16 protein-coding genes are annotated in these 20,014 nt (G+C 67.1%); 4 read left to right on the forward strand and 12 right to left on the reverse strand.

Annotation, left to right across the window (positions count from 1 at the left end; translation table 11 throughout):
* Window positions 1-51 precede the first annotated feature (51 nt).
* The 12 genes from ACK3BB_RS24010 to ACK3BB_RS24065 form a co-directional block, all read right to left on the reverse strand.
* Entirely contained in the window at window positions 52-2,298 is a 2,247-nt protein-coding gene (locus ACK3BB_RS24010; protein WP_428929370.1) for a TonB-dependent receptor domain-containing protein, read from the reverse strand.
* A 131-nt stretch (window positions 2,299-2,429) separates the two neighbouring features.
* A complete protein-coding gene (locus ACK3BB_RS24015) occupies window positions 2,430-3,398 on the reverse strand; it encodes a FecR family protein (protein WP_428929371.1) in 969 nt (322 codons plus the stop codon).
* 54 nt (window positions 3,399-3,452) lie between these two features.
* Window positions 3,453-3,941: an RNA polymerase sigma factor gene (locus ACK3BB_RS24020; protein WP_428929372.1), complete on the reverse strand. Its 489-nt coding sequence runs from the start codon at window positions 3,939-3,941 to the stop codon at window positions 3,453-3,455.
* Between the two features lie 243 nt (window positions 3,942-4,184).
* Window positions 4,185-5,165 (reverse strand): zinc-binding dehydrogenase, encoded by a 981-nt coding sequence (locus tag ACK3BB_RS24025; RefSeq protein ID WP_428929373.1) that lies wholly within the window; start codon window positions 5,163-5,165, stop codon window positions 4,185-4,187.
* A gap of 12 nt (window positions 5,166-5,177) precedes the next feature.
* Window positions 5,178-5,774 carry a TetR/AcrR family transcriptional regulator gene (locus ACK3BB_RS24030; protein ID WP_428929374.1) on the reverse strand — a complete coding sequence of 199 codons (597 nt, stop codon included), beginning with the start codon at window positions 5,772-5,774 and terminating at the stop codon, window positions 5,178-5,180.
* A gap of 87 nt (window positions 5,775-5,861) precedes the next feature.
* Window positions 5,862-7,433 carry a phytoene desaturase family protein gene (locus ACK3BB_RS24035; protein WP_428929375.1) on the reverse strand — a complete coding sequence of 524 codons (1,572 nt, stop codon included), beginning with the start codon at window positions 7,431-7,433 and terminating at the stop codon, window positions 5,862-5,864.
* Window positions 7,434-7,565: 132 nt separating this feature from the next.
* Window positions 7,566-8,030: a MarR family winged helix-turn-helix transcriptional regulator gene (locus ACK3BB_RS24040; protein WP_428929376.1), complete on the reverse strand. Its 465-nt coding sequence runs from the start codon at window positions 8,028-8,030 to the stop codon at window positions 7,566-7,568.
* A 134-nt stretch (window positions 8,031-8,164) separates the two neighbouring features.
* Window positions 8,165-9,271 (reverse strand): LLM class flavin-dependent oxidoreductase, encoded by a 1,107-nt coding sequence (locus ACK3BB_RS24045; protein WP_428929377.1) that lies wholly within the window; start codon window positions 9,269-9,271, stop codon window positions 8,165-8,167.
* Between the two features lie 27 nt (window positions 9,272-9,298).
* The gene (locus ACK3BB_RS24050) at window positions 9,299-10,054 is read right to left on the reverse strand and encodes an aspartate/glutamate racemase family protein (protein ID WP_428929378.1); all 756 of its coding nucleotides are present in this window, start codon (window positions 10,052-10,054) and stop codon (window positions 9,299-9,301) included.
* 174 nt (window positions 10,055-10,228) lie between these two features.
* On the reverse strand, window positions 10,229-11,596 hold the full coding sequence (locus tag ACK3BB_RS24055) for an amidase (protein ID WP_428929379.1): 1,368 nt from the start codon (window positions 11,594-11,596) through the stop codon (window positions 10,229-10,231).
* A gap of 60 nt (window positions 11,597-11,656) precedes the next feature.
* A complete protein-coding gene (locus tag ACK3BB_RS24060) occupies window positions 11,657-13,174 on the reverse strand; it encodes an ABC transporter substrate-binding protein (protein ID WP_428929380.1) in 1,518 nt (505 codons plus the stop codon).
* A 235-nt stretch (window positions 13,175-13,409) separates the two neighbouring features.
* Complete coding sequence (locus tag ACK3BB_RS24065) at window positions 13,410-14,333, reverse strand: LysR family transcriptional regulator (RefSeq protein WP_428929381.1); 924 nt, start codon at window positions 14,331-14,333, stop codon at window positions 13,410-13,412.
* A gap of 188 nt (window positions 14,334-14,521) precedes the next feature.
* Between ACK3BB_RS24065 and ACK3BB_RS24070 the strand changes: the two genes are divergently transcribed.
* The 4 genes from ACK3BB_RS24070 (at window position 14,522) to ACK3BB_RS24085 (ending at window position 19,998) form a co-directional block, all read left to right on the forward strand.
* Window positions 14,522-16,171 carry a GMC family oxidoreductase gene (locus tag ACK3BB_RS24070; protein WP_428929382.1) on the forward strand — a complete coding sequence of 550 codons (1,650 nt, stop codon included), beginning with the start codon at window positions 14,522-14,524 and terminating at the stop codon, window positions 16,169-16,171.
* Between the two features lie 111 nt (window positions 16,172-16,282).
* Entirely contained in the window at window positions 16,283-17,296 is a 1,014-nt protein-coding gene (locus ACK3BB_RS24075) for an ABC transporter permease (protein ID WP_428929383.1), read from the forward strand.
* A 1-nt stretch (window position 17,297) separates the two neighbouring features.
* The gene (locus ACK3BB_RS24080; protein ID WP_428929384.1) at window positions 17,298-18,152 is read left to right on the forward strand and encodes an ABC transporter permease; all 855 of its coding nucleotides are present in this window, start codon (window positions 17,298-17,300) and stop codon (window positions 18,150-18,152) included.
* 1 nt (window position 18,153) lies between these two features.
* Window positions 18,154-19,998, forward strand: coding sequence for a dipeptide ABC transporter ATP-binding protein (locus ACK3BB_RS24085; protein WP_428929385.1), 1,845 nt, complete (start codon window positions 18,154-18,156; stop codon window positions 19,996-19,998).
* Window positions 19,999-20,014: the final 16 nt, after the last annotated feature.

Genomic DNA, 20,014 nt, shown 5'->3' on the forward strand with positions numbered 1-20,014 from the left:
TTGGATGGCACGGGATGACGCGGGATGGCTGCGATTTGGCTGGGGCATGGCTCAGAAGGACGAAGTCAGGCCGACATAGAACTGGCGCCCATCCAGGGCCTTGCCATAGGTCGAACTGTCGATCTGCTTGTCCAGCACGTTGTAGATGCCAAAGGCGCCCTGCACGTTGTCCTTGAAATCATAGGTCAGCCCGAGGTCGACAATCGTATAGCTGGGCACCCGGTCGGTTTCCGAGGCATTGGTCTCGCTGCGATAGCGGACCCGGCCCCAGGTGCCCAGCTTGTCCGTGGCCTGCCAGCCCATGTTGAGGTTGGCCATGTGCAGCGGCAATTCGTTGAACGGCTGGCCGGCATCCTCGCCGCTGGTGATCTCGCTGTCGGAATAGGTGTAGTTCATGCTGACATCGACCTCGCCCAGCCAGAAATCCAGCGTGGCTTCCAGCCCGTGCAACCGGGCCCTGTCCTGGTTGACATATTGCCGGATCCATTCCCGCGACTGGCCGTTGTAGGAACAGCTGGGCGCCTGGCCGTCCGGGGTCGAACAGATTTCCTGGCGTTCGATCTTGTTGCGGAATTCGGTGTAATAGGCCGTCAGCCCGGCCTGGACGCCGGAATAACCCGTCCAGACCATGCCCAGCTCGTAGTTGGTGCTGGTCTCGGGTTTCAGATCGGTGTTGCCCTGGTCCCACCCGGCCCCGCGCCCGGCCGGTTCGATGATGTTGGAATCGGCCTGCTTGAGCTCGGGCACCTTGTAGCCGCCGCTGACCCCGCCCTTCAGGGTCAGGGTCGGCGAGGCATGGTAGACCCCGTAGAGCCGGGGCGTGAAATGCGAGCCGTAATTCTCGTTGTTGTCCCACCGCGCGCCCATGGTGACGGTGAAATCGTCGGTCAGCGTCAGCTCGTCCTCGGCAAAGAGCGCATATTGCCAGCGGCTGAGATCGGTGGCCACCGACCCGTCGAACCGCGCCTCGTCATGCTTGGTGCGCTCGTCGCGCAGGTTGAACCCGAAGGTCAGCATGTTGTTGCGGGTTTCCATGATCGTCGAGGTGTTGAACGACAGGTTCTCGTAGACCGAGGTGTAATCGTTGTTCTCGATATCGACGGTTTCCGACATCAGGTAGGTCGTGGTTTCCAGCCCCGGCTGCCATTCGACCCGGTGGGTCAGCGCATAGCTGTGCTGGAGGTTCTGCACCGATCCGTCGTCCGATCCCGTGGTATCGGGGGTGCGGCCGTAATCCTGGCTGGACACGCTGGCATCGAATTCCAGCGTCTGCGTCTCGGTCATCACCCAGCTCAGCCGCCCGCCCTGGTTCAGCCGCGAGCCGGAGGGGAACCCGTCGAGGAACTGGTCTTCCTGCCGGTTGTAGACCCGGCCATAAAGCGCCAGGCCCAGTCGGTCCTTCACCAGCGGGCCGGCCAGGTAGTAATCGGCCTGCTGCTGGCCGCCGGCCTTGCTGTCCTGCTGGATCGTCACGCCCACCGACAGGGTGCCCGTCCATTCGTCGGTCACCGGCTTGGTGATCACGTTGACCACCCCACCGGCCGCATCCGTGCCATAGAGCGACGACATCGGCCCGCGGATGACCTCGATCCGCTCGATGGCCGAGGCCGGCGGCAGGTACCCGCTTTTCTGGCCGGTGCCCCATCCGTTGTAGAACGCTTCCTGCGACGAGCCCAGCGGCTTGCCGTCGACCATGAACAGCACGTAATCCTCGGTCATGCCGCGAATGGTGACCGACCCGCCGTTCAGCTCGCCCGAATTCTCGATGAACACCCCGGGCTTGTCCTGCAGGGCGTCGGCCACTGTTTCATAGGGCCGGTTGACGAATTCCACCGGGTCGACAACCGTGATCGTGGCCGGCGCGTCGTCGATCTGCTGTTCATAGCCCGACGCCGTCAGCACGATGGTGCCCAGCAATTCGCCGGCCCCGTTTTCGCCTTCGACATCGAAGGGCTCCAGCATCGAAACCGTCACGGTGTTGGCCCCGGTGAAATCATAGGTCAGCCCGGTGCCCACCAGCGCCAGGCCCAGGGCCTCTTCGCGGGTCAGGCTGCCGGTGACCGGCGCGCTGACCAGCCCGTCGCCATTGCCCGAGAACACGACCGAGAACCCGCCGACCCGCCCGATCTGGTTGACCGCATGCATCACCGGCTGGGCCGGAACGTCGAAATTGTAGGTCTGCTGGGCCTGCGCCACCTGCGGCGCCATGGCCACCATGCCGACCGGCACCATCCAAAGTGCCGTCCCGATCCAGGCGCTGCCCAGCAGCCCCGCCCTGGCCTGTCGCCGTTTCCCCATGTGACCGTCTCCATCTTCATCTGTCCCGAAGCCCGGTTTCATCGACCGGCTTTCAAGGGATTGACGGATCAGCGGGGCATTCACTGACGCGGAATTTCCTACCTTTTTTGAAAGAAATTTACATGTCGTTGTTAACGAACAAGAAATTTTATCCCGCCGGGCAGGTTGAGGATCCGAAATCCGGCGCCCTGGGCCAGGGCATCCAGCGCGGCGGCGCTGTCGGCCAAAAGGATGCTGCCGCTGACCCGCTGCGCCGACAGTCCCGCACCGGCCAGCACCAGGCGGCCCGGCCCATGCCGTTCCAGCGCCTCGACAACCTCGGCCAGCGGCCGGTCGTAAAAGACATAGCGCCCCGCCCGCCAGGCCGTGGCCTCGTCCAGATCGACGGCCACCGGCCGGCCGACATCGCCCGGGGCAACCCGCAGCCCCTGCCCTGGCTTCAGTGTCTGTCCCGGCGCGTCATCGGCAGCCACCGACACCGCGCCGTCTTCCAGCACGACACTGGTGCCATCGTCGATCAGCCGGACATCGAACCGCGTGCCCAGCACGCGGATGCGGGCCTCACCGGCCTCGACGACAAAGGGCGCGCCGGAATGCGCCACGTCAAAGAACGCCTGGCCCCGCACCAGCCGCACGATGCGTTCGGGCCGGTCGGGGCCCATGGCCACCACGTCCAGCGCGCTGCCCGCGTCCAGCAGCACGGATGACCCATCCGCCAGGGTGAGGCCGCGCGTCTCGCCCCGGGCCGTGGCATAATCGGCCCGCCAGCCGACCAGCAGATCGCCGCGCAGGGCCAGGCCACAGAGCAGCACCAGCGCAACGGCCGCCATCAGCCCGGCAGCCCGCATCGCCGGTCGCCTGGCCCGGCGCCGGTGATCCGCGCGCCGTGGCGGCGCTACGGCAAGCCCCGCCCCCGCCGACCCGGCCAGGCCCCAGGCCCGTTGCGCGGCACCAAACGCCGCGGCATTGGCCGGCGCGGCATGCCAGCGCCGGAACCGGCGGCTGTCGGCCAGGTCGGGCCGTTCGGACAGGCGCACCACCCAGCGGGCCGCCTGCTGCCGGGCCTTGTCGTGAACGGGGGTGTCTTCGGTCTGGGTCATCTCTGGTCCGGGGCTCGTCTGGCTGCGGGTTTGACACGTATCATCGGTGGGGCGTCAAGGCGCATCCACGGCGCTGGCACAGGCGGCCACCGCCCGGGCCATGTGCCGGGCCACCGCCCGTTCCGACAGGCCATGGCGCTGCGCGATCTCGCGAAAGCTCAGGCCATGCACACGGTTCAGCAGGAACATGTCGCGGGTCGTCTCGGGCAGGGCCGACATCGCCCGGCGCACCCGGTCCAGCTCTTCACGGGCGGCGGTCGCCTCGAAGGCCGAGCCGGTCGCCGGCTCTTCGGGCAGGCTGGCCCGCACGTAATCACGGCGCACCCGTTCAGCCCGCAGGTGATCGATGGCCGCATTGCGCGCCGCCCGGCTGAGAAAGGCCGCGGCACTGCCCGGGCCGGGCTGGTTGCGCTCGATCAGGCGCAGGAACACATCCTGCACGATGTCGCGGGCAATGGCCGCACAGCCGACTTTCCATCGGACCTGCTGTTCCAGCCTGTGACGTTCGGATTCATAAAGTTCGGAGATTTCCGACACGCGCATCGCTCAACCCGGCCGGGCGAGGCACCCGGCACAACCATCTGACTTTCGGATCCATCGAGGGTGCTTGCCGGGGGCGGCCACACGGCCGCCTGCCAAAGCTGGCACCTTCGCAGTGCCAGCTTTGGCGGAACTTGTCCACAAAACTGTTGCCCCGACCGGATCATCGCCCGGATGCGGCGGGCCTGATCGGCACGGGGCATCGCGCCGGCGCAGGGATGCCCCGCGCGCCGGCAAAAGCCCGGCTTACGGGCGCAGCAGGATCTTGCCCGCCCGCCCCGGGGTCAGCGCGGCCGCCATCGCCGCGTCCAGCTGGTCCAGCCCGAAGATGCCCCCGGTGCCCATTGGCAGTTCCCCCTGGGCGGCCAGCGTCACCAGCTCGCCGATCAGCCCGGCCCGCTTGACCGGTTCCATCTCGGCGCTGACCCGCGCGCCCCAGAACCCCTTGACCGTCACATGCTTGGTGATCAGCGCGCCCGAGCTCAGCGGCATCGGCGCGCCGGTCGCCGTGCCAAAGACCACCAGCTCGCCATCCTGCGACAGCAGGTCGACCAGCCGGGCCGACAGCTCGCCACCAACGGAATCCACGGCCGACAGCACCCGGCCTTCGCCCACGATGGCGCGCACGGCATCCATCCAGCCCTCGCCCGAGGTCGACACCACGTTGTCCATGCCCGCCGCGCGCAGCTCGACGGCGGCCTCGTCCCGGCGCACCAGGCTGACCAGGTTGATGCCCCGCGCCCGGGTCAGCCCGGCCATGATCCGGCCGACCGCCCCGTTCGACGCCGTCTGGATCATCCAGTCGCCCGGCCCGACCTGCAGCGTATCCAGCAGCGAGATGGCCGAAAACGGCATGGCGATCAGCTGCGCGCCCATCTCGTCGGAAACCTGGTCGGGCAGTGGCAGCAGCCCGCCCGCCGGGGCCAGAAACAGCTCGGCCCAGGCGCCATGCACCCCGGCCACGGCCACGCGCCGGCCCAGCAGCGCCGCATCGACGCCCTCGCCCAAGGCCTCGACGGTGCCCACCGCCTCGGACCCGCCGATGGCGCCGGGCAGCGGCGGCTTGTAGCCGTAATTGCCCCGGATCGTCCAGAGATCGTGGTTGTGCACGGGCGCCAGGATGGTGCGGATGCGCACCTGGCCGGCGGCCGGCTCGGGGGCCGGAACATCGCGCAGGGTGAGCACGTCGGCGGGTTCACCGAATTGGTCGTGTACGGCAGCTTTCATCGGGTTTTCCTTTCAGGCGCCGGTCTGCAGGCGCGTCTCGATATCGGTGATGACGGTGGCCAGCGGCCGGCTGTCGCGCGCCAGCTTGGCCAGGATGGCGGCGCCCAGCAGCTGGGCGTAGAACACGGCCGCCAGGGTCTCGGCCGGGGCGTCCAGCCGCAGCGAGCCATCCGCCTGGCCTTCACGCAGCATCGCGGCCAGCCGGTCGGTCAGCGCGGCAATGCCGTCGTCCAGCACCTGGCGCATGCCCTCGGACAGCTCGGCCACCTCGGCGCCCAGGTTGACGACCAGGCAGGTGCTGACCAGGCCCGAGGCGCGGTCCTCGTCCAGCCAGGCCCCGCAGAACACGGCAAACTTGCCGGCCCCGGTCAGGTCGCGCTGGCCGATGGCATCCACCCGGGCCAGGTAATCGTCGACGTAATCGCGCAGCAGGGCCCGGCCAAAGGCCTCCTTGGACGCGAAGTAATGGTAAAACGAACCCTTCGGCACGCCGCTTTCCTTCAGCAGCGCCGACAGGCCCATGGCGGCGAATCCGCCGTGGGTGACCAGCTGGCGGCCGGTGTCCAGGATGGCCTGGCGGGTGGATTCACTTCGGTTGGCGCGTGTCATGAGTGTTACCTAGGAATGAATAGACCGGTCGTCTAGTTTGCGCGCGACGCAACGGGGCGCGACGTGGCGTCGCCCCACGCGGCGCGGTCAGGCGCCCAGTTCGCGCGCCGTCAGAAAGCCCGACCCGCCCGACAGGCCCGGTCCCGGGTGTGTCGAGGCGCCGATGTGGTAGAGGCCCTTGATACCGGTCTGGTGCCGCCGGCTGCCGGCAAAGGGCCGCCACAGAAAGAACTGGTCCAGCGTGCAGGCCCCGCCATAGGGATCGCCGCCCACCAGGTTCATGTTGTAGCCCTGCAGATCGCCGGGCGAGATGGCCTGGCGGCGCAGGACATTGTCGGGAAAGCCCTCGATATGCCGCGCAAGGATGGCCTCGACCCGGTCGGCAAAGGCCTCGCGCAGCGCTTCGGTCCACTGGCCGTCGGGCGGCGGTGCGATCTGCCCGGCGGCGTCGCCTTTGACATGGCGCGGAGCCTCGGGCATCTGCAGCCAGAGCAGGCTCTGGCCCTCGGGCGCGCGCGACGGATCGGCCGCGCAGGGCTGGCCGACACAGATCGTCGGCACCTCGGGCAACAGGCCGCGCTCGGCCTCGTTGCCGGCCCGCGACACGCCGTCCAGCCCCGGTGTCAGATGCAGCAACTGCACCGTCTCAAGGCCCGGGGTCTTCCACCGCACCGGCCCGTCGAGCAGGTAATGCATCTGGAAATTCCCCTTTCCATAGCGATACTTGCGCAGATCCTCGGCATGATCGTCGCCGGGCAGCAGATCGCCGTAGAGCTGGTTGGGCGTGACCGAGGCCAGCACCGTCGCGGCATCGACAACCTCGCCCGAGGCCAATTCGACGCCCGTCGTCCGGCCGTTGTCCACCCGGATCGCGGCCACCTCGGCGCCGGTGCGCAATTGGCCGCCGTTTTCCTCGATGATGGCCACCAGCCCACGCACCATGTTGGCCGCGCCCCCCTTGACCACCGGCGCGCTCGCGGCCTCCAGTGCAAAGCCGATGACCTGGCCCATCTGGCCGGAAAAGGCCGCTTCGGGGCCCAGGCCGGCATGCAGGCACCACGGCGCCCAGAGCGCCCGGGATATTTCGCTTTCAAAGGAGGTTTCCAGCCAGCCCCGCATGGATTGCAGCGCTCCGCCCAGCGTCGTGGCCAACCCGTGCGGCCCCCGCGCCCAGGCCTCCTTGCCCAGCAGCCGCGCCGTGCCTTTCGACCAGGGATCGCCGCCCATCAGGCCAAAGAGCAGCCCGGCATTGCCGGCAAAGGCATCCAGATCCGCTGCCAGCTGCGCCCCGTCACCGGGATGGGCCGCGTCAAAGGCCGCCACGTTCCGCGCCCGGTCGGTGCTGTAGGTCAGCGCCCGCCCATCGGGCAGCAGAACACCGGTCGGCGTGTCGGTGGCAAGGAATTCAACACCATGGCGGGCCAGGTCTTCCCCCAGGGCGCCATGCGCGGCGCCGGTCACCCAGAGGACAAAGGTCGTGGCCAGCGGGTCGTGAACCGCCCCCGGCGCCAGCTCTTCGGTGCGCATGCAGCCGCCGGCCACCTCTTCGCGCTCAAAGAGCACCACCCGCTTGCCGGACCGGGCCAGCATCGCCCCGGCCGTCAGCGCGTTGATGCCGGTGCCGATGATGGCGACGTCGATGGTTGTCTGCGAAGGCATGGTGAAGCTCCCGTCGTGCATGTCATGGGGTTGCGGCCATGACAGCGCCCGCGCGGAAATACTTCAAGTTCAAAATGGATCAGCGCGCATCTGGCGGGCCAAGGTGATCAAGGCTTGGGCCGGCGACGCGGCTCAGGTCCGGTTGCGGATGTCCAGCATGATGGAAATGCCCCGCGCGGCGTCGGTTTCGGCCACCTCTTCGAACATCTCGTCGATCCAGCCCAGGTGTTCGGCCGCCATGTCATCCATCAGCGCCCGGCCCTTGTCGGTGATCCGCACCAGGAAGGCCCGGCGGTCGTTTTCCATCGGGCAGCGCTCGGTCAGCCCTTCGGAGACCAGCCGGTCGACCACCCCCGTCACGTTGCCGTTCGACACGACAAGATGCTGCGACAGCTCGGTCATCTTCATGCCTTCGGGCCGGGCATGCAGCGCGGCCAGAACGTCGAACCGGGGCAGCGTCGTGTCATAGCCTTCGCGCAGGCGCTCACGCAGGCGGTTTTCCACGAACCGCGTTGCCTTGAGCATCTGCAGCCACAGACGCAGGCGCTGGCGGGCCAGGTTTTCGTCCGTGATCTCGTGCTTGGGCTCTGCGGTCATGCACCGGCCTCTCATCATGTTTCGGGTTCAATTATTTCATATATCAACGGCTTGCCGCTGGCGTAAGACAAAACTTGGCCACCCTGCCGACGGGGCCACCGGGACGGGCCGGTTGATCCGGCCCGCCCTTCGCCTCACCGCTTGATGTTGCGGATGCCGCGTTTTTCCAGGATCGGCAGCACGGTTTCGGCAAAATAGGGGAATTCCTCGGCATAATTGACGAAGGACAGCCCGGTGCCGCCGAACCCCGCATCGACAAGCTGTTCGATGCCATCGGCCACCTGTTCGGGCGTGCCGATCAGCGGATAGCCCCCGTGGCCCGCGGCCATGCGCTCCTTGATCATCATCAGCAGGTCATGGGGGAAGGATTGCGCCGTGGCAAATTGCACGTCGACCACGTAATCGGTCGCCTTCCAATCGGTCTGTCCCACGTAATAATCATAGAAATCACGGGCTTCCTGTTCGGTCGGCCGGCAGACCACATGCGAGAAGGTGATCACGTCGATGGGCCGGCCATTGTCGACCGCCCGCGCCTTGATCTCGGCCACCTCTTCCTTGGACCGCTCGATGTCGATCGCCGGGGTGAACAGGAAATCAGCGTTGTCGAGGGCGAACTTGCGGCCCTCGGCCGAGCCGGCGGCATTCAGGATGGGCACAGATCCGCGCTTGGGCTTGGGATCGGTATAGACCTGTTCGAGGTTGAAATACTTGCCGGCCCAGTCAAAGCGGTCGTCATCGGTCCAGAGCTTGCGGATGATGTCGTACCATTCCTGGGCATAGCCGTAACGGGTGTCATGATCCTTGGGCAGATCGAGGCCAAGCGCCTTGTATTCCGGTTCGAACCAGCCCGCGACAATGTTCAGCCCGGCCCGGCCGTTGCCGATGGCGTCCAGCGTGGCGATCTGCTTGGCCACGACAACCGGATTGTTGACCGCGGTATGCACCGTCGAGATCACGGCAATATCCCGCGTCGCGGCCAGCAGGCCGGCCGCCCAGGTCGTGGTTTCCAGGACCGACCGCATGAACTCGATCTCGTCGCCCGGAAAGCCCACCCAGCGGGCCACGGGCAGCATGAAATCCAGCCCGGCCGCATCGCACATCTGGGCCAGCCGGAGGTTGTCGTCCCAGCTGGCCGACCAGCGTTCGGGTGCCTTGGTGATCGACATGCCGCCGGAACAATTGGAAGAAAAGGTGCCAAGCTTGAACCGGTCGGGGACCAGCATCGGGTTGATCTGCGCCATGGCGAAATGCTCCTGCAGGTTTGGAATTCAGGGGAAAACGGCCGGAACATGGGCAAAGATGTCGTCCATCGGCCGTTCCGGCGTGTGATACTGGGCGCGCGACTGGGCCAGGCCCATCTGCACCAGGGCCTCGGCCGCCTTGTAGGACACCACCCCGGGGTTGATGACCGGCACGGGCAGCACGCGGGCGAGATGGGCATGCGACTGGTGCATCGTGGTCGAGCCCAGAACGATGACCTCGGCCCCGTCCTCGTCGATTGCGCGGCGGCATTCGGCTTCGAGCGCGTCAAAGATGAAATCTTCCTTGCCGGCCAGCAGCTCGGCCGTGTCGGGCCGGACACCGACATCCCGCAAGGACGCACAGCGCGGAGCAAGGCCCTGCTCGGCAAGGATCTTCTTGTAGAAGTGGTTCCAGCGGTCCCACATCGAGACGATGGAAAAGCGCCCGCCCAGCTGGCAGGCCATCAAAAGCGCCGTGGCGCCCGAGCCGACAACCGGGATGTTCAGACGCGCCCTCAGGGCGGCCACGCCGCTGTCACTCATCGAATTCACGCAGACCGCCGCGCAGCCGTCGCGTTCGGCGCTGACCCCGGCATCATAGACAAAGGCATCGAACAGCAATGCCTCCATCTGGTCGCCACCAAGCTGGCCGCCATTGCGGGTACCGACGAAATCCACCGCGAAACCCGGGGCAATCAGATCGGGCGGCAACTGGGCGGCAAAGGCGTCCAGCGCCTCTTGCGGCAGGGGGATGGGCACGATGACGCGAACGAGATGGGGCATGGGGAGACTCCGCATGGTCTGAAGGCAGGGTTTTCGGCCAGCTTGAATATTTCGAACCCGAAGGGGGTGCGGGCCAAGGGCAGGCGGCTGCATGAGGTTTAAATGCGTTCGGCCTTTGGCGTTTCCGCACGGCGCGACAGCGGCAAGGGCCGGGCCCGCTCGGAACGAACTCCTTCACCTCGAAAGCTCTTCGGGATGCCGCAGATGGTAATCGGTCACGGCCTGAAAGCCCCTGGCCCCGCGCAGCAGGGTCGCCTCGCCAAAGGCCCGGCCGATCAGTTGCAGGTTGATGGGCAGCCCCGCCGAACAGACCCCGGCCGGGAAACAGACTGCAGGATGGCCCGAGATGGTGAACGGGCAGGTGAACCGATGCAGCCCGCCAATCAGCTCGTCGCTCCAGGTCGCCATCTGCCGCGAGGTCGGCACCGGGAAGGACAGGACCGGGGACAACACGCCATCCACCTGGTCCAGCACCGCATCCAGCGCCCCGCGAAAGGCGCGCCGGCGGCGCTGCAAGTCTTCGTAGGCGACGGCATCCAAGGCCCGGCCACGCCGGATCACATCGGCCAGGACCGGGCCGTAACTGTCTGCATGGGCATCGAAATGATCCCTGTGGGCGATGGCCGCCTCGACCGCGCAGATATCGAAGAAATCCCAGATCAGGCGGGACGTGTCGGGCATGGCAACCGGCACGATCCGGCCCCCCTGCGCCACCAGCACCGCAATCGCCGCCTCCTGCGCCGCGCTGACCTGGGCATCGACATCCACCCCGGCAAACCGCGGATCGACCCCGATGCGAAAGCCGCGCAGATCGCCTGTGTCGCTCTCCACCCCGCGGGTCGTCGATGTCGCATCCAGCGGGTCATGCCCGGCAATGACCTGATAGATCCGCGCCACGTCCTCGGCCGATCGGGCCAGCGGGCCGACCGTATCCAGGCTGGCGGCCAGTTCGTGCACGCCATGGCGGCTGACCCGCCCCCATGTGGGCTTCAGCCCCGTTGTCCCATTCATCGCCGAGGGCAGACGGATCGACCCGCCGGTTTCCGTTCCGATTGCAGCGGTCGCCAGCCCCGCGGCCACCGCCACGCCACTGCCCGAGGAGGACGCACCGCACCAGTGATCCGCGCTCCAGGGATTGACCGGCGCGCCGAAGGGCGGGCGATGTTCGGCATAGGCGCCTTCGGTCATGTTGGCCTTGCCCAGGATCACCGCCCCGGCCGCCCGCAGCCGGGCCACCACCGTCGCATCCGCACTGGCCCGATGATCCTGGCGCGACGGCATGGCCACGGTTGTCGCAACGCCCTTCACATCGACAATGTCCTTGATGACCATCGGCACGCCGGCCAGCGGGCCGGTCAGCTGGCCCCGGTCGACCTGCCGCGCGGCATCCAGGGCCAGATCGGGGGTCAGCGTGACGATGGCATTGTCCCGCCGCGCCGCAATCCGGGTCAGCTGGTGTTCGGCCAGCGCCTCGGCGCCAAGCGTACCGCCCTCAAGACCGGCCCGGATCCCGGCGATGTCCAGCCAATGGGCCTGCACCATGTTCAATTCCCGTCATTCCACCGGGGCGGGGCCACGCGTGGCGGCCCCGCCCGACGTCGATCAGCTACGCGTGATCTTGTTGGCCAGGATCCAGCCGTTCTTGTATTCCGGCACCTCCAGGCTGTCGCGATAGGCCACCGTCAGCACCGATTGCAGCAAGGGCATGGTCACGCCCTGGTCGGTCGCATCCATCACGAGCTGCTTGTAGGCCTCGATCCGCGCATCGTAATCCGTCATGCCGAACAGCTCGGTCACGCGCTGCGGGATCTCGCCGGTCTTCCAGGGCGAAAACGGCATGTTGGGGTTCAGCAGATAGCCGGCATAGATCTCGGGATCGCCGGTTGCGTTGTCCCAGGAATAGAGCGTCAGGTCGGGCAGCTGACCGGCCCGGGTCAGCTCGAAATACTTGGCATATTCAATGACTTCCAGTTCGGCCTCGATCCCCACCTGGCCCCACATCTGCACCAAGGCCCGGGCGATGTCGTAATCCGATGGGAACTGGCCGTTGGTCGTGGCAAAGCTGATCTTGGCCGGGTTGTCGGGGCCATAGCCCGACTTGGCCAGCAGTTCCTTGGCCAGCTCGGGGTCGAAGGCAAAGTCGTAATCCTCGACATAGCCCGGCGTACCCGGCGAGGCCGCCACGTCGATCGGCACCGCCGCCCCACCGTAAAAGGCGCGCGACAGGGCGTCCTTGTTGACCGCATGCGACAGGGCCAGCCGCAGGTTGTCATCGGTCAGCGCCTTGTCGGAGTTGACCATCAGCAGGATGATCCGGGTGATCGGCAACAGCTTGGCCGTCACGCCCGGCGTCTTTTCCAGCCGCTGCGTGTCGCGCACCGGCAGGGCGATGGTCAGGTCGACCTGGCCCGACTGGATCGCGGCCAGCCGCGCCGAGGGATCCTTGACGATCTGGATGGTCACCGTCTTGATCGGCGCCACGCCACCCCAATAGCCGTCATAGGCTTCCAGCACGATCCGGCTGTCGCGGTCGTATTGCACCAGCTTGTAAGGCCCCGTGCCCATGGGTTTTTCGCGCAGGCCGTCTTCGCCGACTTCTTCGACATAGGCCTTGGAGACCACGTAAGAGCCCAGGAAAGCCAACCATTGCGGCGCCGTGGTCATCGGGCGCGAGAAGTTCATCGTCAGTTCGGTCGGCGAGGCAATGTCGACGGTTTCCACCGAGCCCCAGGTCGAATTGACGTCGATATTGTGGCCGGCCAGGCGACGCCCCATGAAGGTATAGGCCACGTCCTTGGCCGTCATCGGGGTGCCGTCGTGAAAGGTCACGTCGTCGCGCAGGACCAGCTTCAGCGACAGCCCGTCGTCGGCCATCTCCCATTCCGAGATCACGCCGGGCACCAGGTTCAGGTCGACATCCTGGTCGAGCGGCTGATCGTAGACCAGCTTGTAGATCGGCTGGGCATCGGGCGCGAAACGCAGGTTCGGGTCCCAGTTCGGCACGTCGCTGGGCCAGGCGATGGTCAGGCTGTCGGCGCCCTGGGCCAGCACGGTGGCCCCCTTGGCCATCAGCAGGCCGGCCAGGCCAAGGGCCCCAAATTGTCTGCGATTCAGTTCCATGTCGGTTGTCCTTTGTTGGAAGGTTCGGCCGCCACTCGGACGACCCCCGCCGGCCGTGCCGGATGGCAACGGCGGCCGCGCGGCGCCGGTCTTTCTGCCGGATCTCCGGCCGCAACGATGGGTCGGGCGCACAGGCCCGCTGACTGGGCGCCCGCCAGGTGGCCGCGCCGGGAAACGTGGAGAAGTTCTGCCCTGAACCTAACGGCCGCAGCCGTAAAGCTGTCAATAATTTATTTTAGGTCTGGCATATTTTCGATGGGGCGCTGCCTTGAATCCGGGCATTTCGGGAAATCATCTCGATCAGGCGGCGCAATGGGGCGGAGGTTTCCCCCTCTTGCACGGCAAATTGCAGACGCATTTGCAAGGCCGGCCCGGCAATCCCGCGCAATACGATACCGTTTGGGCATCGCTGGTCATTCCAGGCGCTGACGAGGCCCATTCCGCGCCCCATTCGAACCATTGCCAAAATTTCCGCCTCATTCTGCGCGGGATGCACGCGCTTTGGGCGCAGACGGGATTCCGAGATGCCGGCCGTCAGGGCACCATGCAGGGCCGGGGCCGCTGCCTGATGCAGGGCAATCAGCGTCTCGCCCGCCAGATCCGCCAACCCGATGCCCTCACGGTCGGCCAGCGGCGATCCCTCGGGAAGCGCCAGGCACAGGCCACATTCCGCAACGGGAAATGACGCTAAATCATAGGCTTGCCCCACGTCGGACCACAAGAACGCACCATCCAGCGCCCCGCTGGCAACGGACTGCGCCAGCTCGACCACCGCCCCTTCGCGCAGGTCCACATCCAGGTCAGGCATCTCGCGCGCCAGGGCGCCAAGCAGCCCGGGCACCACGTCGCCCCAGGTTGCATCCGGCGTGACCCCGATACGCAAAACCCCCGAATCGCCGCGATCCAGCGCTCGCGCCTCGCGACAGATCGCATCATATTCCCCGACCAGGTGACGCGCCCGATCCAGGAACCGCCGCCCGGCATCGGTCAGGCGCACACCGCTTGATCCGCGATCAAACAGCCGGGCGCCGATTTCCTCTTCCAACCCCCTGATCTGGCGACTTAAAGCCGGCTGGGCCAATCCCAATTCAGCCGCAGCCCGCCGAAAACCCCCGGCATCACCCACGGCAATACAAGCCCGAATCCGTTTCAATTCCATATGCGATACCCCTTTGGCATCACAGTTTTGGAAAAAGTGTATTGCCTGTCAATGTACGGCTGTGAAACATTCAAGCTTAAACAATATGCCCGGACCGTCTCTCTCCCTGACCCGGCCGGCGCAGATTGGCCTCGGGCGGCCCTGCCCTCACGGAACCCCGGCCCGAGCGAAGCGGAAGGAGACCCCAGGTGACCCAGGATTTTGAGACGGATTACATCGTCGTCGGCGCCGGCTCGGCCGGATGTGTCATGGCCGCGCGGCTGACCGAAGATCCCGCGACCCAGGTGACCGTGCTGGAGGCCGGCGGCGCGGATCGCAGCCCCTGGATCCACATCCCGATCGGCTACGGCAAGACCATCGTCGACCCGCGCCTGAACTGGCGGTTCGAAACCGAACCCGACGCCGAGATCGGCGGCCGGCGGATGTACTGGGCGCGCGGCAAGGTGCTGGGCGGGTCGTCGTCGATCAACGGCCTGCTCTACATTCGCGGCCAGGCCGAGGATTACGACCTGTGGCGCCAGATGGGCAACACCGGCTGGGGCTATGAAAGCGTGCTGCCCTATTTCCGCAAGGCCGAGGACCAGGAGAACGGGTCCGACACCTACCATGGCGCGGACGGCCCGCTGCGGGTGTCGAACCTGGTGGAACGCAATCCGCTGTGCGACGCCTTCATCAAGGCGGGCGTGCGCACGGGCATTCCCGAGACCCAGGATTTCAACGGGGCCAGCCAGGAAGGCATCGGCTATTACCAGCTGACCACCCGCCACGCGCGGCGCTGCTCGGCCGCCGTGGCCTACCTGCACCCTGCGCGCAAGCGGCCCAACCTGCGGGTCGAGACCGGGGCCTTGACGCGCCGGGTGATCTTTGAGGGCCGCCGCGCCATCGGGGTCGAGGCCGAGATCAACGGCCATACCGTGACCATCCGGGCCCGCCGCGAAGTGATCCTGGCCGCCGGCTCGATCAACTCGCCCAAGCTGCTGCTGCTGTCCGGGGTCGGCCCGGCCGGCCACCTGGCGGACATGGGCCTGCCGGTGGTGCATGACCTGCCCGGCGTGGGCGAGAACCTGCAGGACCATTACGGGGCGATCATGTCCTACAAGGCCCGGCGCCCGCTGACGGTCAACGACATCATGGCCAGCCCGCTGCGCCAGTTGCAGGTCGGGCTGCAATACATCCTGACGCGCAAGGGCCCGCTGACGATCTCGGCGGCGCAGGTCGGGGCTTTCATCAAGTCGTCGCCCGACGTGGCCACGCCCGACCTGCAATTCCTGTTCCAGACCTTCAGCCACGATGAATACGACGAAGGGCTGCACAAGTTCTCGGGCTTTGCCAACGTGGCCTGCCCGACCCGGCCCGAAAGCCGGGGCACGCTGCGCCTGAAATCCGCCGATCCGGCCGAGGCGCCGGTGATGCAGGCCAATTACCTGTCGGCGGCCAACGACCGGCGCATCCTGGTCGAGGGCATGAAGATCTCGCGCGCGGTGATGGAGCAGCCCGAGATGCAGGCCGAGATCCTGGCCGAACATTCCCCGGGGCCCGATTGCCGCAGCGATGACGAATTGCTGGCCTTCGCCCGCGAGACCGGCCTGTCGATCGCCCACCAGGTCGGCACCTGCAAGATGGGCAACGATCCGATGGCCGTGGTCGACCCGACCCTGAAGGTCCGGGGCATCGAAGGCCTGCGGGTGGTCGATGCGTCGGTCATGCCGACCCTGGTGTCGGGCAACACCAATGCGCCGACCATCATGATCGCCGAGAAGGCCGCCGACATCCTGCGCGGCCGCAGCCTGGCGCCGGCCGAGCTGCGCCACGAGCGGCCCCAGGCCGAGCCCGCCTGATCCGCCCCGCCCTGCCGCCAGCCGAGGACCTGCCATGACCCTGCCCGCCCGACCCCGCGTCCCATCCTGCGCCCGCCCCTGCGGCGCCGGTGCCCAGCCGGAGACCCCGCGATGCTTCTGACCATGGCCAGGGTGATCAGCCGGCGGATGCTGGTGGTCATCCCGATCCTGCTGGCGGTGTCGATGCTGCTGTTCCTCGTGCTGCGCCTGCTGCCCGTCGATCCGGCGGCCATGTCGCTGCCACCCACGGCGACCAACGACGAAATCGAAGCCATGCGCGAGGCCATGGGGCTGAACCTGCCGATCCCCCATCAATATGCCATCTGGCTGCGCGATACGCTGTCCGGCGAATTCGGCACGTCGATCCAGTATCGCCAGCCGGTGGGCGAGCTGATCGCCAAGACCCTGCCGGCGACGATCGAACTGGCCGTTGTCGCGGCGATCATTGCCACGGTGGTGGGCATCGGCGGCGGGCTGGTGATCTTTCGCATGCGCGGAACGGTGGGCGAGGCCGCCGGCGATGTCGGATCGCTGCTGATGCTGTCGCTGCCGGATTTCCTGTGGGGCCTGATCCTGATCTTCGTCTTCGGCGTGTTCTGGCCCGTCCTGCCCTTCATCGGCCGGCTCGATCCGGGCATGGTCCAGCCCGGGGGCACCGGCTTTCTGCTGATCGATGCCCTGGCCGCCGGACAAGTCCGGGTCTTCTGGTCCGCGCTGGTGCACATGCTGATCCCGGCCACGGCCCTGGGCATCAGCTTTGCGCCGATCGTCATGCGCGTGCTGCGCTCGTCGCTGCTGGATGTCTACCAGGAAGGCTATATCGCCCAGGCCCGCATGCGCGGGGTCAGCGAGGAACGCATCCTGGTGTCACATGCCCTCAAGAACGCCATCCTGCCGACCCTGACCCTGATGGGCGTGCAATTCGGCTTTCTCTTCGGAGGCACCCTGCTGATCGAGGTCATCTGTTCCTATCCCGGGGTCGGCAACCTGATGGTCGGCTCGGTGCGCAATGCCGACCTGCCGGTCATCCAGATGGTCGGGCTGACCTATTGCGCCGTCACCCTGCTGATCAACACGCTGGTCGATGCCCTGTGTGTCGCGCTCAACCCCAAGGCCACGGCGTAACATGACATTGCCCCCCTATCTTCGCGATCCCCGCACCATCGTCGGCCTGGTCATCGTCCTGGCCGTCTTTCTCACCGCGGTCTTCGCCCCGCTGCTGGCCCCGCATGATCCCGACACCCAGGACCTGCTCTGGGTGCTGCTGCCGCCCAGCTGGCAGCCCGGGGGCGATCCCAATTTCCCCCTGGGCACGGATTCGCTGGGCCGCGACGTGCTGTCCCGCCTGATCTACAGCGCCCGGGTGGCCATGACCGTGGCCATCGTTTCGGCCGTCGGAGCCATGATCCTGGGCACCATTGCCGCCCTGCTGGCCGGCTATTTCGGCGGCTGGGTCGACACGCTGATCAGCCGCACCGTCGATGTCTGGATCTCGTTCCCCCCGGTCGTGCTGTCGCTGATCCTGATCGTCGGGCTGGGCGTCGGGCTGGACAAGGTCATCCTGGCCATCATCCTGGTCGACTGGACCCGTTTCTGCCGGGTGCTGCGGGCCGAGGTCATCCTGGTCCGCCAGCAGGCCTATGTTTCGGCCGCGCGCATGCTGGGCCAGAGCCATTTCATCACCCTCAGCCGCGAAGTGCTGCCCGCCGTGGTGCCCCTGATCATCACCCTGTTCAGCCTGGAAATGGGCATTGCCGTGACGGTCGAGGCCATCCTCAGCTTTGTCGGCATGGGTGTCAGCGCGAATATCCCGGCCTGGGGCCAGATGATCGCCGACGCGCGGATGAACATCTACGACTCCCCCTGGGGTCTCTTCCTGCCGATCGCGGCCGTCTTCGTCACGGTCGCCGGCTTCAACCTGCTGGGAGAAGGGCTCCGCAAGGGGCTGGACGCGCGGCAGAACACCTCGCGGGGCGTGTGACATGGCGGCACTTCTGAAGGCAAACGGGCTGACGGTCGGCGTGGTCAAGGCCGGGCTGCCGATCAACCACAAGGTCAGCTTCACGCTGGAACCCGGCCGCGTCCTGGGGCTGATCGGGGAATCCGGGGCGGGCAAGTCGATGATCGCCAAGACCATCGCCCGCCTGCTGCCCGATGGCGTGGGCATCATGGACGGCACGCTGGAATACGACGGCCGCGACCTGGCCACCCTGTCGGGCGCCGAACACCGCCGCCTGCTGGGCCGCGAGATCGCCTTTATCCCGCAGGAACCGCTGACCGCGCTGAACCCGGTCCAGACCGTCGGCCGCCAGTTCGACGAACACCTGCGCCTGATCGGCCATGGCACCGCCGCGCAGCGCCGCGAGCGGGCGCTGGAAATGTTCGATGCCGTCGGGCTGGACGCCAGCGCCGAAGTGCTGGCGAAATACCCCCACCAGTTCTCGGGCGGGCAATTGCAGCGCATCCTGATCGCCATGGCCTTTGCTTCCCGGCCCCGGCTGGTCATTGCCGACGAACCGACAACCGCGCTCGACGTGTCGATCCAGGGCCGGGTCGTCGAGCTGATCGGCGAGATGCAGAGCCGCTACGACACGGCGGTGATCTTCATCACCCATGACCTGCGGTTGGCCGCGCATATCTGCGACGACATGATGGTGCTTTACGGCGGGCGGATCGTCGAGCGCGGGCTGGCCGACGATGTCTTCCGCACGCCGCGCCATGCCTATACCCGCTGCCTGCAACTGGCCAATCCCGAGTTGTTCGGCCCGCGCCGGGCGCTGTTCTCGATGCCCGGGCGGATGCCCGGCCTGATCGAGATGAAGGGCCTGCCCGGGTGCCGGTTCGCCCCGCGCTGCCCGCTGCGCTCGGCGGCCTGCGACGAGCTGGAACCGGCGCTGGTGCCGGCCGGCCCGGCGGACCCCGGCGGGCATGCCAGCCGCTGCATCCATGCCGACAAGGTCGACACGATCTCGACCGAGGGCCTGCCCCTGCCCGCCCTGCGCCGGATCGAGACGGGCGACCCCCTGCTGGTGGCCCAGGACGTGGGCAAGCGATACGTGTCCAAGCCCGGCCTGCTGGCCAGGCGCAAGACCTTTGACGCGGCCCGCAGCATCGACCTGACGATCCGCCAGGGCGAATTCGTGGGCATCGTCGGCGAATCCGGGTCCGGCAAATCGACCCTCGCGCGGATGGCCGTGGGGATGGACCTGCCGACCTCGGGCCGGATGATCCTGTGCGGCGACAGTGTCAGCGACCAGGAACCGGCGGTCCGGGCGCGCCGGGTGGAAAACGGCCAGATGGTCTTTCAGGACCCCCATTCCGCCCTGAACCCGCGCCGGCGGGTGGGCAGCATCGTGGCCCAGGCGATGGAAGCCCGGGGCGCGGGCCATGACGAACGGGTCGTGCGGGCCACCGAGTTGCTGCGCGAGGTCGGGCTGTCGTCGGAAATGGCCCTGCGCTATCCGTCACAGCTGTCGGGCGGCCAGAAACAGCGGGTCAACATCGCCCGGGCGCTCTGTGTCATGCCCCGGCTGCTGGTGGCCGATGAGATCGTGTCGGGGCTGGACGTGTCTGTGCAGGCCCAGCTGCTCAACCTGCTGTCGCGGCTGCGCGACGAGATGGGGTTCGGCCTGTTGCTGATCTCGCATGACCTGGCCGTGGTGCGTTACATCTGCGAGCGGGTCGTGGTGATGTATCGCGGCGAGATCGTCGAATCCGGCTGGACCGAAGAGGTCTTTGCCGAGCCCCGCCACGAATACACCCGACGCCTGCTTTCCTCGGTCCCGGGCGAGGCGCCGCCCTCGTTCGGCCAGCGCGCGGCGCAATAGGCTCCGGTCCCGCCGC

The organism is Marinibacterium sp. SX1, assembly GCF_050389775.1.
In the GTDB taxonomy this organism is placed as follows: Bacteria; Pseudomonadota; Alphaproteobacteria; order Rhodobacterales; family Rhodobacteraceae; genus Marinibacterium.

Excerpts from the sequence above, each read along its gene's own strand:
- ACK3BB_RS24010 (WP_428929370.1), bottom strand. The coding sequence starts at position 2,298 with ATGGGGAAACGGCGACAGGCCAGGGCGGGGCTGCTGGGCAGCGCCTGG.
- ACK3BB_RS24015 (WP_428929371.1), bottom strand. The coding sequence starts at position 3,398 with ATGACCCAGACCGAAGACACCCCCGTTCACGACAAGGCCCGGCAGCAG.
- ACK3BB_RS24020 (WP_428929372.1), bottom strand. The coding sequence starts at position 3,941 with ATGCGCGTGTCGGAAATCTCCGAACTTTATGAATCCGAACGTCACAGG.
- ACK3BB_RS24025 (WP_428929373.1), bottom strand. The coding sequence starts at position 5,165 with ATGAAAGCTGCCGTACACGACCAATTCGGTGAACCCGCCGACGTGCTC.
- ACK3BB_RS24030 (WP_428929374.1), bottom strand. The coding sequence starts at position 5,774 with ATGACACGCGCCAACCGAAGTGAATCCACCCGCCAGGCCATCCTGGAC.
- ACK3BB_RS24035 (WP_428929375.1), bottom strand. The coding sequence starts at position 7,433 with ATGCCTTCGCAGACAACCATCGACGTCGCCATCATCGGCACCGGCATC.
- ACK3BB_RS24040 (WP_428929376.1), bottom strand. The coding sequence starts at position 8,030 with ATGACCGCAGAGCCCAAGCACGAGATCACGGACGAAAACCTGGCCCGC.
- ACK3BB_RS24045 (WP_428929377.1), bottom strand. The coding sequence starts at position 9,271 with ATGGCGCAGATCAACCCGATGCTGGTCCCCGACCGGTTCAAGCTTGGC.
- ACK3BB_RS24050 (WP_428929378.1), bottom strand. The coding sequence starts at position 10,054 with ATGCCCCATCTCGTTCGCGTCATCGTGCCCATCCCCCTGCCGCAAGAG.
- ACK3BB_RS24055 (WP_428929379.1), bottom strand. The coding sequence starts at position 11,596 with ATGGTGCAGGCCCATTGGCTGGACATCGCCGGGATCCGGGCCGGTCTT.
- ACK3BB_RS24060 (WP_428929380.1), bottom strand. The coding sequence starts at position 13,174 with ATGGAACTGAATCGCAGACAATTTGGGGCCCTTGGCCTGGCCGGCCTG.
- ACK3BB_RS24065 (WP_428929381.1), bottom strand. The coding sequence starts at position 14,333 with ATGGAATTGAAACGGATTCGGGCTTGTATTGCCGTGGGTGATGCCGGG.
- ACK3BB_RS24075 (WP_428929383.1), top strand. The coding sequence starts at position 16,283 with ATGCTTCTGACCATGGCCAGGGTGATCAGCCGGCGGATGCTGGTGGTC.
- ACK3BB_RS24080 (WP_428929384.1), top strand. The coding sequence starts at position 17,298 with ATGACATTGCCCCCCTATCTTCGCGATCCCCGCACCATCGTCGGCCTG.
- ACK3BB_RS24085 (WP_428929385.1), top strand. The coding sequence starts at position 18,154 with ATGGCGGCACTTCTGAAGGCAAACGGGCTGACGGTCGGCGTGGTCAAG.